The organism is Pseudomonas sp. 58 R 12 (assembly GCF_900005865.1).
Taxonomy (GTDB): Bacteria; Pseudomonadota; Gammaproteobacteria; order Pseudomonadales; family Pseudomonadaceae; genus Aquipseudomonas; species Aquipseudomonas tritici.
In genome coordinates this window covers 233,198-249,218 of the sequence record NZ_CVTP01000016.1, presented here as the reverse complement: position 1 = coordinate 249,218, position 16,021 = coordinate 233,198, and the positions used below count along the sequence as shown (strand labels likewise).

20 protein-coding genes are annotated in these 16,021 nt (G+C 60.8%); 4 read left to right on the top strand and 16 right to left on the bottom strand.

What is annotated here, in order from left to right; translation table 11 throughout:
* The 8 genes from hemW to BFP95_RS10450 form a co-directional block, all read right to left on the bottom strand.
* Nucleotides 1-1,203, bottom strand: a complete 1,203-nt coding sequence (gene hemW / locus BFP95_RS10485; protein WP_065880186.1) for a radical SAM family heme chaperone HemW — start codon at nucleotides 1,201-1,203, stop codon at nucleotides 1-3.
* Nucleotides 1,200-1,796 carry an RdgB/HAM1 family non-canonical purine NTP pyrophosphatase gene (gene rdgB, locus BFP95_RS10480; protein ID WP_065910003.1) on the bottom strand — a complete coding sequence of 199 codons (597 nt, stop codon included), beginning with the start codon at nucleotides 1,794-1,796 and terminating at the stop codon, nucleotides 1,200-1,202. The genes hemW and rdgB overlap by 4 nt, the downstream gene beginning before the upstream one ends.
* Nucleotides 1,793-2,227, bottom strand: coding sequence for a DUF4426 domain-containing protein (locus tag BFP95_RS10475; protein ID WP_065871951.1), 435 nt, complete (start codon nucleotides 2,225-2,227; stop codon nucleotides 1,793-1,795). The genes rdgB and BFP95_RS10475 overlap by 4 nt, the downstream gene beginning before the upstream one ends.
* Before the next feature lie 22 nt (nucleotides 2,228-2,249).
* Nucleotides 2,250-2,870, bottom strand: a complete 621-nt coding sequence (metW, locus tag BFP95_RS10470) for a methionine biosynthesis protein MetW (protein WP_057006516.1) — start codon at nucleotides 2,868-2,870, stop codon at nucleotides 2,250-2,252.
* A gap of 7 nt (nucleotides 2,871-2,877) precedes the next feature.
* Entirely contained in the window at nucleotides 2,878-4,017 is a 1,140-nt protein-coding gene (locus BFP95_RS10465) for a homoserine O-succinyltransferase MetX (RefSeq protein ID WP_065871950.1), read from the bottom strand.
* A gap of 207 nt (nucleotides 4,018-4,224) precedes the next feature.
* Nucleotides 4,225-4,815, bottom strand: a complete 591-nt coding sequence (locus tag BFP95_RS10460; RefSeq protein WP_065871949.1) for a YggT family protein — start codon at nucleotides 4,813-4,815, stop codon at nucleotides 4,225-4,227.
* Between the two features lie 9 nt (nucleotides 4,816-4,824).
* Nucleotides 4,825-5,643 carry a pyrroline-5-carboxylate reductase gene (gene proC, locus BFP95_RS10455; protein WP_065871948.1) on the bottom strand — a complete coding sequence of 273 codons (819 nt, stop codon included), beginning with the start codon at nucleotides 5,641-5,643 and terminating at the stop codon, nucleotides 4,825-4,827.
* A 34-nt stretch (nucleotides 5,644-5,677) separates the two neighbouring features.
* Entirely contained in the window at nucleotides 5,678-6,364 is a 687-nt protein-coding gene (locus BFP95_RS10450) for a YggS family pyridoxal phosphate-dependent enzyme (protein ID WP_065871947.1), read from the bottom strand.
* Nucleotides 6,365-6,421: 57 nt separating this feature from the next.
* On the opposite strand from BFP95_RS10450, the gene BFP95_RS10445 reads away from it, so the two are divergent.
* The gene (locus BFP95_RS10445) at nucleotides 6,422-7,456 is read left to right on the top strand and encodes a type IV pilus twitching motility protein PilT (protein WP_065871946.1); all 1,035 of its coding nucleotides are present in this window, start codon (nucleotides 6,422-6,424) and stop codon (nucleotides 7,454-7,456) included.
* A gap of 145 nt (nucleotides 7,457-7,601) precedes the next feature.
* On the opposite strand, the gene BFP95_RS10440 is transcribed toward BFP95_RS10445, so the two are convergent.
* Nucleotides 7,602-8,240 (bottom strand): C40 family peptidase, encoded by a 639-nt coding sequence (locus BFP95_RS10440; RefSeq protein ID WP_065871945.1) that lies wholly within the window; start codon nucleotides 8,238-8,240, stop codon nucleotides 7,602-7,604.
* Nucleotides 8,241-8,490: 250 nt separating this feature from the next.
* Here BFP95_RS10440 and BFP95_RS10435 point away from each other — a divergent pair, with 250 nt between their 5' ends.
* Entirely contained in the window at nucleotides 8,491-8,919 is a 429-nt protein-coding gene (locus BFP95_RS10435) for an NINE protein (protein ID WP_065871944.1), read from the top strand.
* 144 nt (nucleotides 8,920-9,063) lie between these two features.
* Here the strand turns inward: BFP95_RS10435 and BFP95_RS10430 are convergent, their stop codons facing one another.
* From BFP95_RS10430 to gshB, 7 genes are all read right to left on the bottom strand, one after another.
* Nucleotides 9,064-10,335, bottom strand: coding sequence for a dihydroorotase (locus BFP95_RS10430; protein ID WP_065910001.1), 1,272 nt, complete (start codon nucleotides 10,333-10,335; stop codon nucleotides 9,064-9,066).
* Entirely contained in the window at nucleotides 10,332-11,336 is a 1,005-nt protein-coding gene (locus BFP95_RS10425; RefSeq protein ID WP_025857712.1) for an aspartate carbamoyltransferase catalytic subunit, read from the bottom strand. The genes BFP95_RS10430 and BFP95_RS10425 overlap by 4 nt, the downstream gene beginning before the upstream one ends.
* A 24-nt stretch (nucleotides 11,337-11,360) precedes the next feature.
* Entirely contained in the window at nucleotides 11,361-11,867 is a 507-nt protein-coding gene (gene pyrR, locus BFP95_RS10420) for a bifunctional pyr operon transcriptional regulator/uracil phosphoribosyltransferase PyrR (RefSeq protein ID WP_065909999.1), read from the bottom strand.
* 73 nt (nucleotides 11,868-11,940) lie between these two features.
* Nucleotides 11,941-12,378 carry a Holliday junction resolvase RuvX gene (gene ruvX, locus BFP95_RS10415; protein WP_065909997.1) on the bottom strand — a complete coding sequence of 146 codons (438 nt, stop codon included), beginning with the start codon at nucleotides 12,376-12,378 and terminating at the stop codon, nucleotides 11,941-11,943.
* Nucleotides 12,378-12,947, bottom strand: coding sequence for a YqgE/AlgH family protein (locus BFP95_RS10410; protein ID WP_065909996.1), 570 nt, complete (start codon nucleotides 12,945-12,947; stop codon nucleotides 12,378-12,380). The genes ruvX and BFP95_RS10410 overlap by 1 nt, the downstream gene beginning before the upstream one ends.
* Nucleotides 12,948-13,014: 67 nt before the next feature.
* A complete protein-coding gene (locus BFP95_RS10405) occupies nucleotides 13,015-13,920 on the bottom strand; it encodes an energy transducer TonB (protein WP_065871940.1) in 906 nt (301 codons plus the stop codon).
* Between the two features lie 77 nt (nucleotides 13,921-13,997).
* Nucleotides 13,998-14,951 carry a glutathione synthase gene (gene gshB, locus BFP95_RS10400; RefSeq protein ID WP_065909995.1) on the bottom strand — a complete coding sequence of 318 codons (954 nt, stop codon included), beginning with the start codon at nucleotides 14,949-14,951 and terminating at the stop codon, nucleotides 13,998-14,000.
* A gap of 239 nt (nucleotides 14,952-15,190) precedes the next feature.
* Between gshB and pilG the strand changes: the two genes are divergently transcribed.
* Together pilG and pilH are read left to right on the top strand one after the other, a co-directional pair.
* Nucleotides 15,191-15,598 carry a twitching motility response regulator PilG gene (pilG, locus tag BFP95_RS10395; protein ID WP_049711119.1) on the top strand — a complete coding sequence of 136 codons (408 nt, stop codon included), beginning with the start codon at nucleotides 15,191-15,193 and terminating at the stop codon, nucleotides 15,596-15,598.
* Nucleotides 15,599-15,644: 46 nt separating this feature from the next.
* Nucleotides 15,645-16,010, top strand: a complete 366-nt coding sequence (pilH, locus tag BFP95_RS10390; RefSeq protein WP_014720320.1) for a twitching motility response regulator PilH — start codon at nucleotides 15,645-15,647, stop codon at nucleotides 16,008-16,010.
* The last annotated feature ends 11 nt before the right edge of the window (nucleotides 16,011-16,021 follow it).

Sequence of the window (16,021 nt, the reverse complement as noted above, 5' to 3'; positions counted from 1 at the left end):
TCAGCTCAAAAACTTTTGCAGCAGGTCATTGAGAAAGAGTTGCCCGCGGTCGGTCGCCGCCAGGCGTGACGGTTCGACCTGCATTAAGCCGCTTTGTTCTGCATCCGTGCGTGCGTCATCCAGGCTTGCCAGATCGAGGCCGGTGCGCTCGGCGTAGAGCTTGGCTTCGACACCGTCGGTCAGGCGCAAAGCGTTCATCAGGAATTCAAACGGCAGTTCCTCGTTAGTCAGCTCTTTCGCCCCAGCCTGAAAGCTTTTAGCCGGGTTGAGATAGTCCTTCGGCGCTCGCGTCTTCCAGGTGCGCACGATGCGCCCGTCCGGATGGCTGAGTTTGCCGTGGGCGCCGGCGCCGATGCCGATAAAGTCACCGAAGCTCCAGTAGTTCAGGTTATGCCGCGCCGGACGACCTGGCTGGGCATAGGCCGAGACTTCATATTGCGCGTAACCGTGTTCAGCAAGCAGCGCCTGGCCCGCTTCCTGAATATCCCACAGCGTATCGTCTTCCGGCAGCGCGGGCGGCTGGTTCCAGAATACGGTGTTGGGCTCCAGGGTCAGTTGGTACCACGACAAGTGCGTGGGTTTGAGCGCGATGGCTTGGCGCAAATCGCTCAACGCGTCGTCCAGGGACTGATCGGGCAAACCGTGCATCAAGTCCAGGTTGAAGTTATCAAACCCGGCCAGGCGCGCCATGCCCGCTGCACGCACGGCTTCATCACCATTGTGGATACGTCCCAAGGCCTGGAGCTTTTCCTGCTGGAAACTCTGGATGCCGATGGACAGGCGATTGATCCCCAGCTTGCGATAAGCCACGAACTTCTCTTGCTCGAACGTCCCGGGGTTGGCTTCCAGGGTGATCTCTATATCGCTGGCAAACGGGATGCGCGCTTTCACGCCCTCAAGCAAGCGGCCCAGCGCTGCGGCGCTGAACAGGCTGGGCGTACCACCACCAAAGAAGATCGAACTCAGTTCGCGACCGTAAACCGCATGCAGGTCCTGATCGAGATCGGCCAGCAAGGCGTCCACATACTCTTCTTCCGGCAGCACCTTGCTGGCGGTGTGGGAGTTGAAGTCGCAATAGGGGCATTTGCGCACGCACCACGGGATGTGGATATACAGCGCCAGGGGCGGCAGCACAGGCAGGGCCGCCCGGGGTGTTTGCGCGCCGCCATGGATCAGCGGCTGCGCGGAGGTGTTCTGGGTCATTTCAGGCTCAGGCGTTGGCGCAGCAAATCCATTGCGCGAGCACGGTGGCTGATCTGGTTCTTGTCGGCAGGGCTCAACTCGGCGCTCGAGACATTACGTTCCGGCACCCAGAACACTGGGTCATAGCCAAAACCATGCTCGCCGCTGGCCGCATGCAGAATGCGCCCGTGCCACAGGCCTTCGCACAGGATCGGCAATGGATCATCGGCATGTCGCACCAGGGCCAGCACACACACGAACTGCGCGCCGCGCATCGCGTCCGGTACATCCTTGAGGGCGTCGAGCAGCTTGGCGTTGTTGGCCGCGTCGCCTTTGCCGTCGGCGTAGCGTGCCGAGTAAATGCCGGGGGCGCCGCCGAGGAAGTCCACCGCCAGGCCCGAGTCATCCGCCAGCGCCGGCAGGCCGGAAATACGTGCCGCATTGCGTGCCTTGAGGATGGCGTTCTCGACGAACGACAGGCCGGTCTCTTCCGGCTCCACCTGGCTGAACTCGCCAATCGAGCGCAATTGCACGGATTCGCCGAGCATTGCCTGGAGTTCTTTAAGCTTGCCGGCGTTGTGGCTGGCGAGTACGAGTTGGGTTAGGTTCATCATTGCGCCGGAAACAGTTCCTGGTTGAATTGGAAGCTATGGGCTTTGCCACCGGTTTCAACATTGATGGTAAACGTCTTGTATTCGCGCTGCGTCACGGAGTAAGGCGCGAGGTAATTAATCCCGCCTTTTTCTTCGATTTGCTTGAACGTCAGTATCTCGCTCTTACCGCCCAAATCCTTGATGGTGCCCGTTACTTGCGCCGCCACCGGGGTTACGCCCTTGATCACGGTGACGTTGATCAAACCCTTCTCCTTGCTGCGCACCACGCCGATCTTCTGGGCGGTTTCCGGCTGCAGGAAGCTGGAAGTGAAGGTGTTGTAGTGGACAGTGATATCGCCGAAGTCTTTCTTGCGATTTGCGTCGATAGCGTCCGCGGCCATGGCGCTGGCACCCAGGCAAGCGGTCAATAGAAAAACAGCCAAACGACTCATGAACGTCCCTCTTGAAAGATGATTAGACGGCAATTTTGTGGTCGGTCAGGCCAGGACTACTGACCCGGTAAATACCAATTTCACCCAACAGATTGGGCCATAGCTTACTCGCCCAACCGTGGCGATGCTGTTGATCGACGGCAAGGCGGTTGATCACCTTGGCTTCACGCTCGCTACACAAGGCTTCGAAGTCTTCGAAAGTGCAGAAGTGGATGTTCGGCGTGTTGTACCAGGTGTAGGGCAGGAAGTCCGATACCGGCATGCGGCCCTTGGTGGCCAGGTACCAGCGGCAACGCCAATGACCGAAGTTGGGAAAGGTGATGATGCACTGGCGGCCCACGCGTAGCATTTCGTCAAGGATGCGGTCCGGGTAGTGCACCGCCTGTAGCGCCTGGGTCATCACCACGATGTCGAAACTGTTGCTGGCAAAGTTGCCCAGGCCCTTGTCCAGGTCCTGTTCGATCACGTTGATGCCCTTGGCCACGCACTGGGCGATGTTGTCCGGGTCGTTTTCCAGGCCGTAGCCGGTGACTTGCTTGTGGTCGCGCAGCCAACTCAGCAGTTCGCCATCGCCGCAGCCCAGGTCGAGCACGCGGCTGCCGGCGGGGATCCAGTCTTGGATGATGTCCAGGTCGGCTCTCATGGCGTTCTCACAAAGTTATGCGGTTCATGTAATTGCTGAAGGCCTGCAAGTAGCGTGGGATCGGGATCAGGAAGGCGTCGTGGCCTTGCGGAGCATCGATCTCCAGGTAGCAGACGTCTTTGCGCGCAGCCATCAGCGCATCCACCAGCTCACGCGAGCGCGCCGGCGAGAAGCGCCAGTCGGTGGTGAAGGACATCACGCAAAACTTGGCCGTGGCGCCTTCGAAGGTTTTTGCCAGGTCGTCGTCGTGGTTGGCGGCCGGGTCGAAGTAGTCCAGGGCCTTGGTCATCAGCAAGTACGTGTTGGCGTCGAAACGTCCCGAGAATTCCTCGCCTTGATAACGCAGGTAGCTTTCCACCTGGAACTCAACACTGTGGAAGTCGTAGTTGAGCTTTTCGCTCTTGAGGCCACGGCCGAATTTTTCACCCATGGAATCATCGGACAGGTAGGTGATGTGCCCGACCATGCGCGCCAGCATCAAGCCGCGCTTGGGAATCACACCCGCTTCCTGGAACGAACCACCGTGGAACTCGGGGTCGGTGAGGATGGCCTGGCGCGCCACTTCGTTGAAGGCGATGTTCTGCGCCGACAACTTGGGCGCCGAAGCGATAGCCAGGCAATGGCGCACGCGATCCGGGTAAGTGATGGTCCATTGCAGCGCCTGCATGCCACCCAGGCTACCGCCGATCACCGCTGCCCATTGATTGATACCCAACAGGTCGGCAAGGCGCGCCTGGCTGTGCACCCAGTCTTCCACGGTCAGCACCGGGAAGTCGGCGCCGAACGGCTTGCCGGTTTCCGGGTTGATACTGCTGGGGCCGGTGGAGCCGTTGCAGCCGCCGAGGTTATTCAGGCTGACGACAAAGAATCTGTTGGTGTCGATGGGTTTGCCAGGGCCGATGCAACTGTCCCACCAGCCAGGCTTGCGCTCGTCGACGGAGTGGAAACCGGCTGCATGATGATGGCCGGACAAGGCGTGGCAGATCAGCACGGCATTGCTCGCCGTGGCGTTCAGTTGGCCGTAGGTTTCGTAGATCAGGTCATAGGCAGGCAGCGAACGGCCGCAGGCCAGGGCCAGCGGTTCGCTGAAGTGCGCCACTTGGGGCACGACCAGTCCAACAGAATCGGGGGGAAAGGCAGTTGGCATCGACCCTGCTCTCGTTTAAATGAGGCGTAAGTCTAAAGACCGCTGCACCTAGCGGCAAGCAAAGGCCTGCACGGATTGAATTCGATACCCAGATACAAAATGTGGGAGCTGGCTTGCCTGCGATAGCGGTGTGCCAGTCGACCAATCCGTTGACTGATACACCGCTATCGCTGGCAAGCCAGCTCCCACACGTTGCTGCGCCAAGTGTTAGATCAGCACTCGCAGGATGTCCGGCATTGAGGTCATGGCCGCCAGGTTGTTGATCACCAGCATATCCAGCAACTTGAGCACCATGAACGCCAGGATCGGCGAGATATCCAGGCCGCCCAGGTTCGGCAGCAGCTTGCGGAACGGCGCCAGGGCCGGCTCGCAGATCTGGTTCACCAGCTCAGCGCCAGGGTTATGGCTGCCCGGAGCAACCCAGGACAGGATCACGCTGATGATCAGGGCAAAGAAGAAGATCTTCAGGAACAGCGCGGTCACGCCGATGATTGCCCAGACCAGCAACTGGACGAAATTGCCGGTGGTGCCGTAGGTCAGCAGCAGGGTCAGCGCCATCAAGGCCAACTGCACCAGGATCGCCAGTACCAGCGATGACATGTCCAGGCCGAACAGGCTCGGGATGATCCGGCGCAATGGCTTGAGCAGCGGCTGGGTGGCCTTGACGATGAACTGGCAGAGCGGGTTGTAGAAGTTCGCGCGCACCAGTTGCAGCACGAAGCGCATCAATACGATCAGCAAGTACAGACTGCCGATGGTTTGCAGCACGTAGACGGCTGCGGTGTTCAAACCAATCATGTTGGCTCCTTATTTGCCAAGTTGTTCGGCGAGTTCGGCCGAGCGGTGCGCAGCGGCGCCCAATGCTTTTTCAACCAGGGCTTCAAAGCCCCCGGCCTGGAACGACTCGATGGCTGCCTGTGTGGTGCCGCCAGGGGAGGTCACGCGACGGCGCAACTCGGCCGCGTCCACGTCGCTGGCCACCGCCATATGTGCGGCGCCCAGGGCGGTCTGTTCAGCCAGTTGCTCGGCAACGTCCTTGGACAGGCCCAGTTTCACGCCGGCGGCGGTCATGGCTTCGATCAATAGGAAGAAATACGCCGGGCCGCTGCCGGACACAGCGGTGACCGCGTCCAGTTGCTGCTCCTGTTCCAGCCACAGGGCGATGCCCACGGCGGACAGCAGCTCCTGGGCCTGGTCACGCTGGGCAGCGCTGACTTCGGCGGTGGCATACAGGCCGCTCACGCCTTTGCGCAGCAGCGAAGGGGTGTTGGGCATGCAACGCACGATCGGCTGGGCGCCGAGCCATTGCTTCAGGCTGGCGCAGTTGATCCCGGCGGCGATGGACACCACCAGTTGCTGCGGCTGCAGGCTCGGGCGCAGGCTTTCGCACACGGCCTTCATGGCTTGCGGCTTGACTGCCAGCACGATCACATCGACGCCCTGGATGGCCTCGGCGTTGTCGGCAAAGGTTTCAATGCCGTGCTCGGCGCTGACGCGGGCACGGGTCTCGGCGCCCGGGTCGCTGGCGCGAATTTGCGCGCTGCCCAGGCCTTGGGCCCGTAGGCCACCGATCAGGCTGGCCGCCATGTTGCCGGCGCCGATAAAAGCTATACGCGTGTCTGTCATGACAGGTCCTTGGTTAAATAGAAGTCAGCCATTTTCAAGGCTGGCCGTAGTCGCGGGCGCCAAACAGGGCGGTACCGATCCGCACCCAGGTGGCGCCTTGGGCAATGGCCGACTCGAGGTCGTGGCTCATGCCCATGGAAAGTGTGTCCAACGGCAGATTCAAACGGGCTTGCAGCTCGCGTACGGTGGCGAACGCCGCATCTTGGGCCGCCCGATCTTCAGTCGGCTCGGGGATCGCCATCAAGCCACGCAGTTTCAGGCGCGGCAGGGCGCTGATCGCATTGGCCAGGGCCGGCAGGTCGGCGGGTGTGCAGCCGGACTTGCTGGCTTCGCCACTGACGTTGACCTGAATGCAGATATTCAGCGGCGGCAGGTTGGCCGGGCGCTGTTCGGACAAACGTTGAGCAATTTTCAAACGGTCCACGGAATGCACCCAAGCGAAGTTCTCGGCGATCGCACGAGTCTTGTTCGATTGAATGGGGCCGATGAAGTGCCAACTCAAGGGCAGGTCGGTCAATTCCGCCTGTTTTCCCAACGCTTCCTGTAGATAGTTTTCGCCAAAATCGCGCATCCCGGCGGCATAGGCTTCGCGCACTGCGAGTGCGGGTTTGGTCTTGCTCACGGCCAGCAGGTGGATGCTGCTTGCGTCACGTTGCACGGCGTCGGCTGCGGCGCGGATGCGCTGGCTAACCAGGCCGATGTTGTCTGCTATCGTCGACATTCAAGATGCGCCCGTGGATATGGAGTCCGCGGCATTCTACTGGAAATGGAAAGCCCTATGGATATCACTGAATTACTCACGGCCAGCGTGCGCCGTGGCGCCTCCGACCTGCATTTGTCGGCTGGCCTGGCGCCGATGTTGCGGGTGGATGGCGAGGTGTGGCCGCTGGATTGGCCGGTGCTCTCACCTACGCAAGTTGCGGACTTATTGAGCCCCTTACTGAATCAGCACCAACAAAAGGATTTCGAAACATCTCTTGAAACGGATTTTGCTTTCGAGCTACCCGACGTGGCGCGGTTCCGGGCGAATGTGTTCCAGCAGGATCGTGGCATGGGCGCCGTGTTTCGCACCATCCCCTCTGAGGTGCAGAGCCTGGAAAGCCTTGGCCTGGGAGATGTATTTCAGCGTATCGCCCAGCTACCACGCGGCTTGGTGTTGGTGACTGGCCCCACTGGCTCGGGCAAGTCCACAACCTTGGCGGCGATGATCGATTTTCTCAATCAGCATCGGCGTCAGCACATCCTTACGCTCGAAGATCCGATCGAGTTTATCCACACACCGAAAACGGCGTTGATCAACCAACGCCAGGTGCACCGCGACACCCATAGCTTTTCCACCGCACTGCGCTCGGCGCTGCGGGAAGATCCTGACGTGATCCTGGTGGGTGAACTGCGCGACCTGGAAACTATCCGCCTGGCGCTGACGGCGGCGGAGACCGGGCACCTGGTGTTTGGCACATTGCACACCAGCTCGGCGGCGAAGACCGTAGACCGGCTGGTGGATGTGTTCCCGGCCGGGGAAAAAGCCATGGTCCGCGCGATGCTGTCGGAGTCGTTGCAGGCGGTGGTGTCCCAAGTGCTGGTGAAGAAGATGGGCGGCGGGCGGGTGGCGGCTCACGAGATCATGCTGGGCACGCCGGCGATTCGGAATTTGATCCGCGAGGACAAGGTGGCGCAGATGGTCTCGGCGATCCAGACGGGTGGCGCGTTGGGGATGAAGACGCTGGATATGAGTTTGAAGGCGTTGGTCGGGGAGGGCGTGATCAGCAGGGAGGAAGCGCGGGAGAAGGCGAGGGTGCCTGCAGATATCTAGAGAGCAGTGAGATCAGTGTGGGAGCTGGCTTGCCTGCGATAGCGCACTGTCAGACGATATTTTTGCGACTGACACACCGTTATCCCAGGCAAGCCAGCTCCCACATTTGGCTGCATTCCAAATGGGGAGTCTGGTGGCATTGAACTTAGCGCTGAACGATCCGCAAGTTGTTCTGCTCTTTCGGCAGAACCCGCTTGGCAATCACGTAGTTCTTATCCCAGAACGGCTTTTTCAGCGTGTCGATGCTCACCGATTTGCCACGGCGCGGTGCGTGGATAAAACGGTCATTGCCCAGGTAGATGGCAACGTGGTTCACCTGGCGGCTCTTCAGTTTGAAGAACAACAGGTCACCCGGTTTCAGGTCCTTGCGATCAACCTTCTGCCCGTGGCCGGCGGCCATGGCATTGGACGTGCGCGGCAAGTCCACCGCTGCAACATCATTAAACGCATATTTCACCAAACCACTGCAGTCGAACCCTTTACTTGGGCTGCTACCGCCCCAACGATAAGGAGTACCGAGCACGTTGACGGCGCGGCTGAGGACGGTGCTGCTCTGCTTGGTGTTGACGCCTACCAGGCCCGGTACTGCTTTGCCGTTGTGGGCCTTGCTCAGTTGAGTCGGGCGGTTGACAGTCAGCTTTACCGACTTGGTAGTACCTGGCGTGCTGTGGACTTTAGGGGTGAAACCGTTAACGTTAGGAAGTCGTTGCTCACGATTGGTGGCGTGGGCGGCCAGTGGCATTAATAGGCAAATGGTTAGCCATGTCTTGAAAAATGGTCGCATTAGGCGTGGCTCTTATGGGTTTGCGCGCAACTTTATAACAGGTTTTAGTGTCGTTCTCAGGCCGTTTGTCGACTGAACCTTGACGTCAAAATCAGGAAAAACGCGACGATTCGCCGCAATTGTCCTACACAAGGCAGGTGGCATAAGGCTTTCAGGGCAGGGAAGATACCATTTGCCGTACGTCGGGCGCCTGTAAAAAAGTCACAAAGAAAGTGAAAATTTTTTTCTATCGAGGCAAAAGAGGTACGCGATGAACACCTATCAACAGATTGGCCAGCAACAAGACACCCACAGCAAGGTGATCGGTTACCTGTTGTGGATTTTCGGTTTTACCGGCGCGCATCGCTTCTATTACGGCAAGCCGGTGACCGGCACGATCTGGTTTTTCACCTTGGGCTTGCTGGGGATTGGCTGGCTGATCGACCTGTTCCTGATCCCGGCCATGGACCGTGAAGCGGACCTGCGTTTTACCGCCGGGCCTATCGAATACAACGTGGCCTGGATCCTGTTGGCGTTCCTGGGCGTATTTGGCGTGCACCGTATGTATCAGGGCAAATGGATCTCCGGCCTGATCTACCTGCTGACCGGCGGTTTGTTCCTGGTGGGCGTGCTGTATGACTTCTGGACGCTGAATACGCAGATTTCGATTCGGAATGCGGAGCGCAATAACGGGCGATAAGTCCCTAGAGGTCGATACAAAGCCAAATGTGGGAGCGGGCTTGCTCGCGAAAGCGGTGTGTCAGCCAACGAATATGCTGACTGATCCACCGCATTCGCGAGCAAGCCCGCTCCCACACTTACTGTGCCCACCCCTAGGCCAGCGTCAGGCCTGGTAGCTGATCCGCCCATCCACCAAGGTGTAGCGCACCGTCGCCGGCAGGCTATGCCCGATGAACGGGCAATTCTCACCTTTGGACAGCCAGTGCTCCCCAGCTACCGTGGAGCTGGCCGGATCAAACAGCACCAAGTCCGCCGCCGAACCTACCGCCAACTTACCCGCCGGCAAGCGCAATGCCTCGGCCGGGCCGGCGCTCAGTCGTGTGAGCAATGTCGGCAAGTCCAGCAAACCCTCTTCCACCAGCGTCATCGCCAACGGCAGTAACAGCTCAACGCTGCTGATACCCGGCTCTGTCGCGCCGAACGGTGCCAGCTTGGCATCGCGCTCGTGGGGCTGGTGGTGGCTTGAAATCGCCGAGATCACACCCGACTTCACCGCCGCGCGCAAACCCTCACGGTCGGCACGGGTGCGCAGCGGCGGTTGCACGTGGTACAGGCTGGAGAAGTCGATCAGCGCCTCATCGGTCAAAATCAGCTGATATAACGCCACATCCGCCGTCACCGGCAAGCCACGGGCCTGGGCCTGGGCGATCAGGGCGACACCGCGTGCGCTGGTCAATTGGCTGAAGTGCGCGCGCACGCCGCTTTGTTCCACCAGCAGCAGGTCACGGGCCAGGGCCACGGTTTCGGCGGTTTCCGGAATGCCCGGCAAACCGAGGAAGCTGGCCACGGCGCCTTCATGGGCCAGGCCGCCTTCGGCCAGGTCGCGATCCTGGGAGTGGAAGATCACCGTCAGGTCGAAGGTGGCTGCGTACTCCAGGGCGCGGCACAGGGTGCGGGTACTGCGAAAGCTCTCCAAACCGTTGCCAAAGGCTACGCAACCGGCGTCGCGCAGGGCGATCAGCTCGGCGAGTTGTTCGCCGTCCAGGCCTTTGCTCAGGGCGCCAATGGGGAACACTTTGCAATTGCCGGCTTCGCGGGCGCGGTCGAGGATCAGTTCGGTCACCGCCGAGGTGTCCAGGACTGGCTTGGTATGCGGCGGGCAGCACAGGCTGGTCACGCCACCGGCCGCAGCGGCGCGGGTTTCGCTGATGATGTTGCCCTTGCGACTGTAACCCGGCTCGCGCAGGGCGACGTTCAGGTCCACCAGGCCAGGCGCGGCCACCAGGCCTTTGGCGTCGATGGTTTCAACCGCGCTGAAGCCAGCAGGGGCAGCGCCAATGGCGATGATCTTGCCGGCTTCCAGATGCAGATCGGTAACTTGATCCAGGCCACTGGCTGGATCGATGACTCGGGCGCCGAGAATGCTGAGCTTCACTGGGCGTTCTCCTGCTCGAATTGACGTTGCGCGGTTTGTCCGCTCATGGCCATGGACAACACCGCCATGCGCACGGCGATGCCGTAGGTCACCTGGTTAAGGATCACCGACTGGTTGCCGTCGGCCACCGCCGACTCAATCTCCACCCCGCGGTTGATCGGGCCCGGGTGCATCACGATGGCATCCGGCTTGGCACCGGCCAGGCGCGCGGTGGTCAGGCCGAACAGGCGGTAGAACTCACCTTCGCTCGGCAGCAGGCCGCCGGCCATGCGCTCGCGTTGCAGGCGCAGCATGATCACCACGTCCACGTCCTTGAGGCCTTCGGTCATGTCGGTGTAGACCTTCACGCCATACTGCTCGATACCGATCGGCAGCAGGGTTTTCGGTGCAATCACGCGGATGTCCGGGCAACCCAGGGTCTTCAGGGCCAGCATGTTCGAGCGCGCCACCCGCGAGTGCAGGATGTCGCCGACGATGGCCACCGAGAGGTTTTCAAAGCTGCCCTTGTGCCGACGGATGGTGAGCATGTCGAGCATGCCCTGGGTCGGGTGGGCGTGACGGCCGTCGCCGCCGTTGATGATCGCTACCTGCGGGCACACGTGCTCGGCGATGAAGTGCGCAGCGCCGGAATCGCCGTGGCGCACCACGAACATGTCGGCGGCCATGGCTTCCAGGTTGCGCAGGGTGTCGAGCAGGGTTTCGCCCTTGCTCGCCGACGAGGTCGACACGTTCAGCGTGATTACGTCGGCCGACAGTCGCTGGGCGGCCAGCTCAAAGGTGGTACGGGTGCGCGTGGAGTTCTCGAAGAACACATTGCAGATGGTCTTGCCGCGCAGCAGCGGGACCTTCTTCACCGCGCGGCCGCCGACTTCGAGGAACGAGTCGGCGGTGTCGAGGATTTCGGTGAGCAGTTCGCGGGGCAAACCGTCGAGGGACAAGAAATGTTGCAACTGGCCCTGAGCATTGAGCTGCAGCGGGCGCTTGGCATCTAGAGGCGTCATCGCGGGGACTCTGTACAAGGCGGTTTAAAGGGCAAGGTCTTGCAGTTCGAGTTCGAGCGGCGTGGGACCGGACAATTTTACCCGCTGGTGGGCTTCCAGCGACAGTGTGGCGCCGACCACATCCGGGCTGATCGGCAATTCGCCGGCTTCCAGGTCCAGCAGGCACACCAGGGTCACGCTGGCCGGGCGGCCGTAGTCGAACAGTTCGTTCAGGGCGGCGCGAATGGTGCGGCCGCTCATCAGCACGTCATCGATCAACACCAGATGCTGGCCTTCGATCTCGAAGGGCAGGGCCGAGGGGCGTACTTGCGGGTGCAGGCCGTTCTGGCTGAAGTCATCGCGGTAGAAGGACACGTCCAGGGTGCCCAGGGGCGAATCGCTGCCGAGCGCCTCCAGCAGTGCCTGAGCCACCCACACACCGCCCGTGCGAATGCCGATGAAACGCGGTTCGCTGATGGCGCGGTGTTGCAGATGGGTCGTGAGGCTTTTGGCCATCTGGCTGATCAGTTCGGCGGGGTTCGGCAAGCTCATGGTGGCTCCTTCAAGGCCTTGGCGGGGGCAAGGTCCGGGCGTAAACGTAAAAAGACGCGGCAAGCCGCGTCAGTCAGGATTCAAATAAAGCAGTGTTTTCGTCCAGCCAACCCTGCAACAGCAGGGCGGCGGCAATGGCGTCCACGGGGTTGTCGCGGTAGCTGCCTTTCTGCCCGCCACGGTCGCGCCGCTCGCCCTTGGCTTCAAAAGTGGTCAGGCGCTCGTCGTGGGTATAGAAGGGGATGTTGTAGCGGCCATTGAGGCGGCGTGCGAACTTTTCGGCGCGCAGGCACATGTCGCTGGGCGTGCCATCCATATTCAAAGGCAAGCCGACCACCACGGCGTCGGGCTTCCACTCTTTAATGAGGGCCTCGACCTGGCTCCAGTCCGGGATACCGTTCTGGGCCTTGAGGGTGCACAGCTCGCGGGCCTGCCCGGTAATCACCTGGCCGACGGCTACGCCGATCTGCTTGGTGCCGTAGTCAAAGCCGAGGATCAGACGCAAGGCCATCAGGCGTGCCCCGCCTGGCTGGTCAGCAGGCTGAGGTTGACCCGCAGCTTCGCCGCCGCGGCTTCCAGGCGCAGTTCGCTGGGGGTGTTGAAGAGGATGTCGGCGTCAAAGGGGCAGGTCAGCCAGGCATTGCTCGCCAACTCAGCCTCCAGTTGCCCGGCTTCCCAGCCCGCATAGCCCAGGGTGATCACGCTTTGCTCGGGGCCAGCGCCGTCAGCGATGGCGAACAACACGTCCTGAGAGGTCGACAGCGACACGCCTTCCAGATCAACCGTGGCCTGGAACTTCGGCCCGGTGGGGTGCAGTACAAAACCGCGATCGGTCTGCACCGGCCCGCCGATGTAGATCGGCACGTCCTGGCAACGGGCCGGCGGGTCGACGTCTGGTCGCAGTTGTTCGAGGATATCCGCCAGGTTCAGCTCTTGCGGGCGGTTTACCACGAGTCCCATAGCACCATTGGCCGTGTGCTCGACAATGTAGGTCAAGGTGTGCGCAAAGTTCGGGTCGGCCATATGGGGCATGGCGATCAGGAATTGGTGCTTGAGGTAGGTCGGGCTGACATTTTTCATGTCCGCTAGTGTGGCGTTGGAGGGGCGAACTGACAAGGTGGGGATGTGCCGCATCCGGCAATTGTCATCAATTGCTGGAAAGCCGATCGCCCTTGGCGAACTTCCAGGTGCGGATGATTTCCAGGCGGTCGACGTCGTTCAAATCCCCACTGAACGGGGCAAACGGTGCCGCCAGGCGCACGATGCGCTGGGCAGCCTGGTCCAGCAATGGCTGGCCGGAGGACTCCAGAACCTGCACTTCATATAGCGTGCCGTCACGGTTGATTGATACCAATAGTCGCAAATTTCCGTAAATCTGCTGGCGTCGGGCTTCTTCGGGGTAGTTGAGGTTGCCGATGCGCTCGACCTTCTTGCGCCACTCGTCCTTATACCAGGCACCTTTGTCGCGCATGGTCGAGGCGGCGTTTAGCCGGTAGATGCGCGGGCGCTTGGCGTACAGCTGCTGTTCGTTGGCCAGTTCGGCTTCGAGGCTGGAGATTTCGTCGGACAGGGTCGAGCTGTCGAAGGTCGGTGCTGGCTTTACGGGCTCGGGCGTGGGTTCGGTCTTGGCCTTTTCGCGCTGGGTCGGGGCTTTTTGCGGTTTGGGTGCGACAGTAGTCACCGCAGGCTTGGGTGCGGCTTGCTTGACCTCGGGCTTAGGCGTCGGCGGCGGGGTGACTTTATTCACCTTGTTGTCCTGGAACGGCGCCACTTCGGTGGTCTTGGGCACGGCTTTCTTGTCCAGGGTGCCGCTGCCTTGCTGGTTGTCCTGGGCGAGAAAGTCGGCCTTCTCGGGCTTCTTTTCGCTCTTGAACGTGGCGAGGGTGATTTCCAGGGTTTTGCTGATCTGCTTGGGTTCGACCATCGTGAACCCCACGCCGAGGATCAGGGCCAGGTGAATCAAGGCCGCCAGGAACAGGGTAAATCCGAGCCGATCAGCCGGGCGCACGCCGCTATGGGAGAGTTCGGGGGGCAGTTCGGACGGGAGTGTCATGACAAAAAAACCAACATCGCGCGTTTCACAGGTGGCGCATGATAACGCAATGTTGGTATGTGTCCGGCTGTTCTATGTCACTTGGCTTGTAGCTTGCGCTCAATGGCGGCCATCAGCATTTCGCCGATGTTCGTGCCAAATGCATTGTCGATCTCGCGGATACAGGTCGGGCTGGTGACGTTGATTTCAGTCAGGTTCTCACCGATCACGTCCAGGCCGACAAACAGCAAGCCCTTTTCACGCAGCGTTGGACCGACTTGGGAGGCGATCCAACGGTCCTTGTCCGACAAAGGCCGTGCTTCGCCGCGCCCACCGGCCGCCAGGTTGCCACGGGTTTCGCCGGCTGCCGGGATACGCGCCAGGCAGTAATCCACCGGCTCGCCGTCGATCATCAGGATGCGCTTGTCGCCGTCCTTGATCGCCGGCAGGTAGGCCTGGCCCATGATCTGCTGGGTGCCCAGGGCGGTCAGGGTTTCCAGGATCACCGACAGGTTCGGGTCGCCCGCGCGGTGACGGAAGATCGAGGTGCCACCCATGCCGTCCAACGGCTTGAGAATCACATCGCCATGTTTGGCGGCAAATTCACGCAGCACATCGGCGCGGCGGCTGACCACGGTCGGCGGCGTGCACTGCGGGAACAGCGTGGCGAACAGCTTTTCATTGCAGTCGCGCAGGCTCTGCGGCTTGTTGACGATCAGCACGCCAGCGCGTTCGGCCTGCTCCAGCAGGTAGGTGGAGTACACGAATTCCATGTCGAACGGCGGGTCCTTGCGCATCAGGATCACGTCCAGATCGCTCAACGGGCTGTCGATTTCATCTTGCAGCTCGAACCACTTCTGCGGGTTGGCAAACACCTGCAGCGGGCGCATGCGTGCGCGGGCTTCGCCGTCGCCCTGGTAAAGATCGCGCTGCTCCATATAGAACAACGTCCAACCGCGGGCCTGGGCGGCCAGGAGCATGGCCAGCGAGCTGTCCTTTTTATAGGAAATGCTGGCGATAGGGTCCATGACAATGCCGACGCGAACGCTCATGGGGGATTTCCTCTAGCAAATAAGGGCACACAAAAGTGGCGTCAGAGTGGCGCTGCGGCTGTTGTGGGTCAAGGAAAAACCACCCGGCCGGTTGCTCGATAGATTGCGCCCGGAGACTGTGCTAAAAAGACTGCCACAGCGCAGCAGCCCTTGAATTCCAAGGCTTGCGGCGTTCATCCTGTGCAACATCAGGCAGTACACACCGAAAACCGATTCGCTGTGGCGATGGCAGAGCAGATATGGAACAGCAATCCAACGCCTTGAGAGTGATGGTGATCGACGATTCGAAGACGATCCGCCGCACCGCCGAGACCCTGTTGAAGAACGTGGGGTGCGATGTCATCACGGCCATCGACGGTTTTGATGCCCTGGCCCGGATTGTTGATCATCACCCGCACATTATTTTTGTCGACATCATGATGCCGCGCCTGGATGGCTATCAGACGTGCGCGCTGGTGAAGAACAACCCGGCGTTCAAGTCGATCCCGGTGATCATGTTGTCCTCCAAGGACGGCCTGTTCGACAAGGCCAAGGGCCGTACCGTGGGTGTCGATCAGTTTTTGACCAAACCTTTCAGCAAGGAAGAACTGCTGGGCGCAATCAAGGCCTACGTGCCTGCCTTCGCCGCAGTAGAACAAGCACACTGACACCGCCTCACAAGGGCCGGTGTCCACCTATGTAGTGGGGAAAACCATGGCACGTGTTCTGATCGTCGACGATTCGCCGACCGAAATGTACAAACTCACCGGCATGCTGGAAAAGCATGGCCACCAAGTCCTCAAGGCTGAAAACGGTGCGGACGGCGTGGCTCTGGCCCGCCAGGAAAAACCCGACGCCGTGCTGATGGACATCGTGATGCCGGGCCTCAATGGCTTCCAGGCCACGCGCCAGCTGTCCAAGGAGCCGGAAACCAACGGCATCCCGATCATCATCATCACCACCAAGGACCAGGAAACCGACAAGATCTGGGGGGCACGCCAGGGCGCCAAGGATTACCTGACCAAGCCGGTGGATGAAGAAACCCTGATCGCCACCCTGAACAAGGTGCTGGCCGGCTGACGGCACGTCAT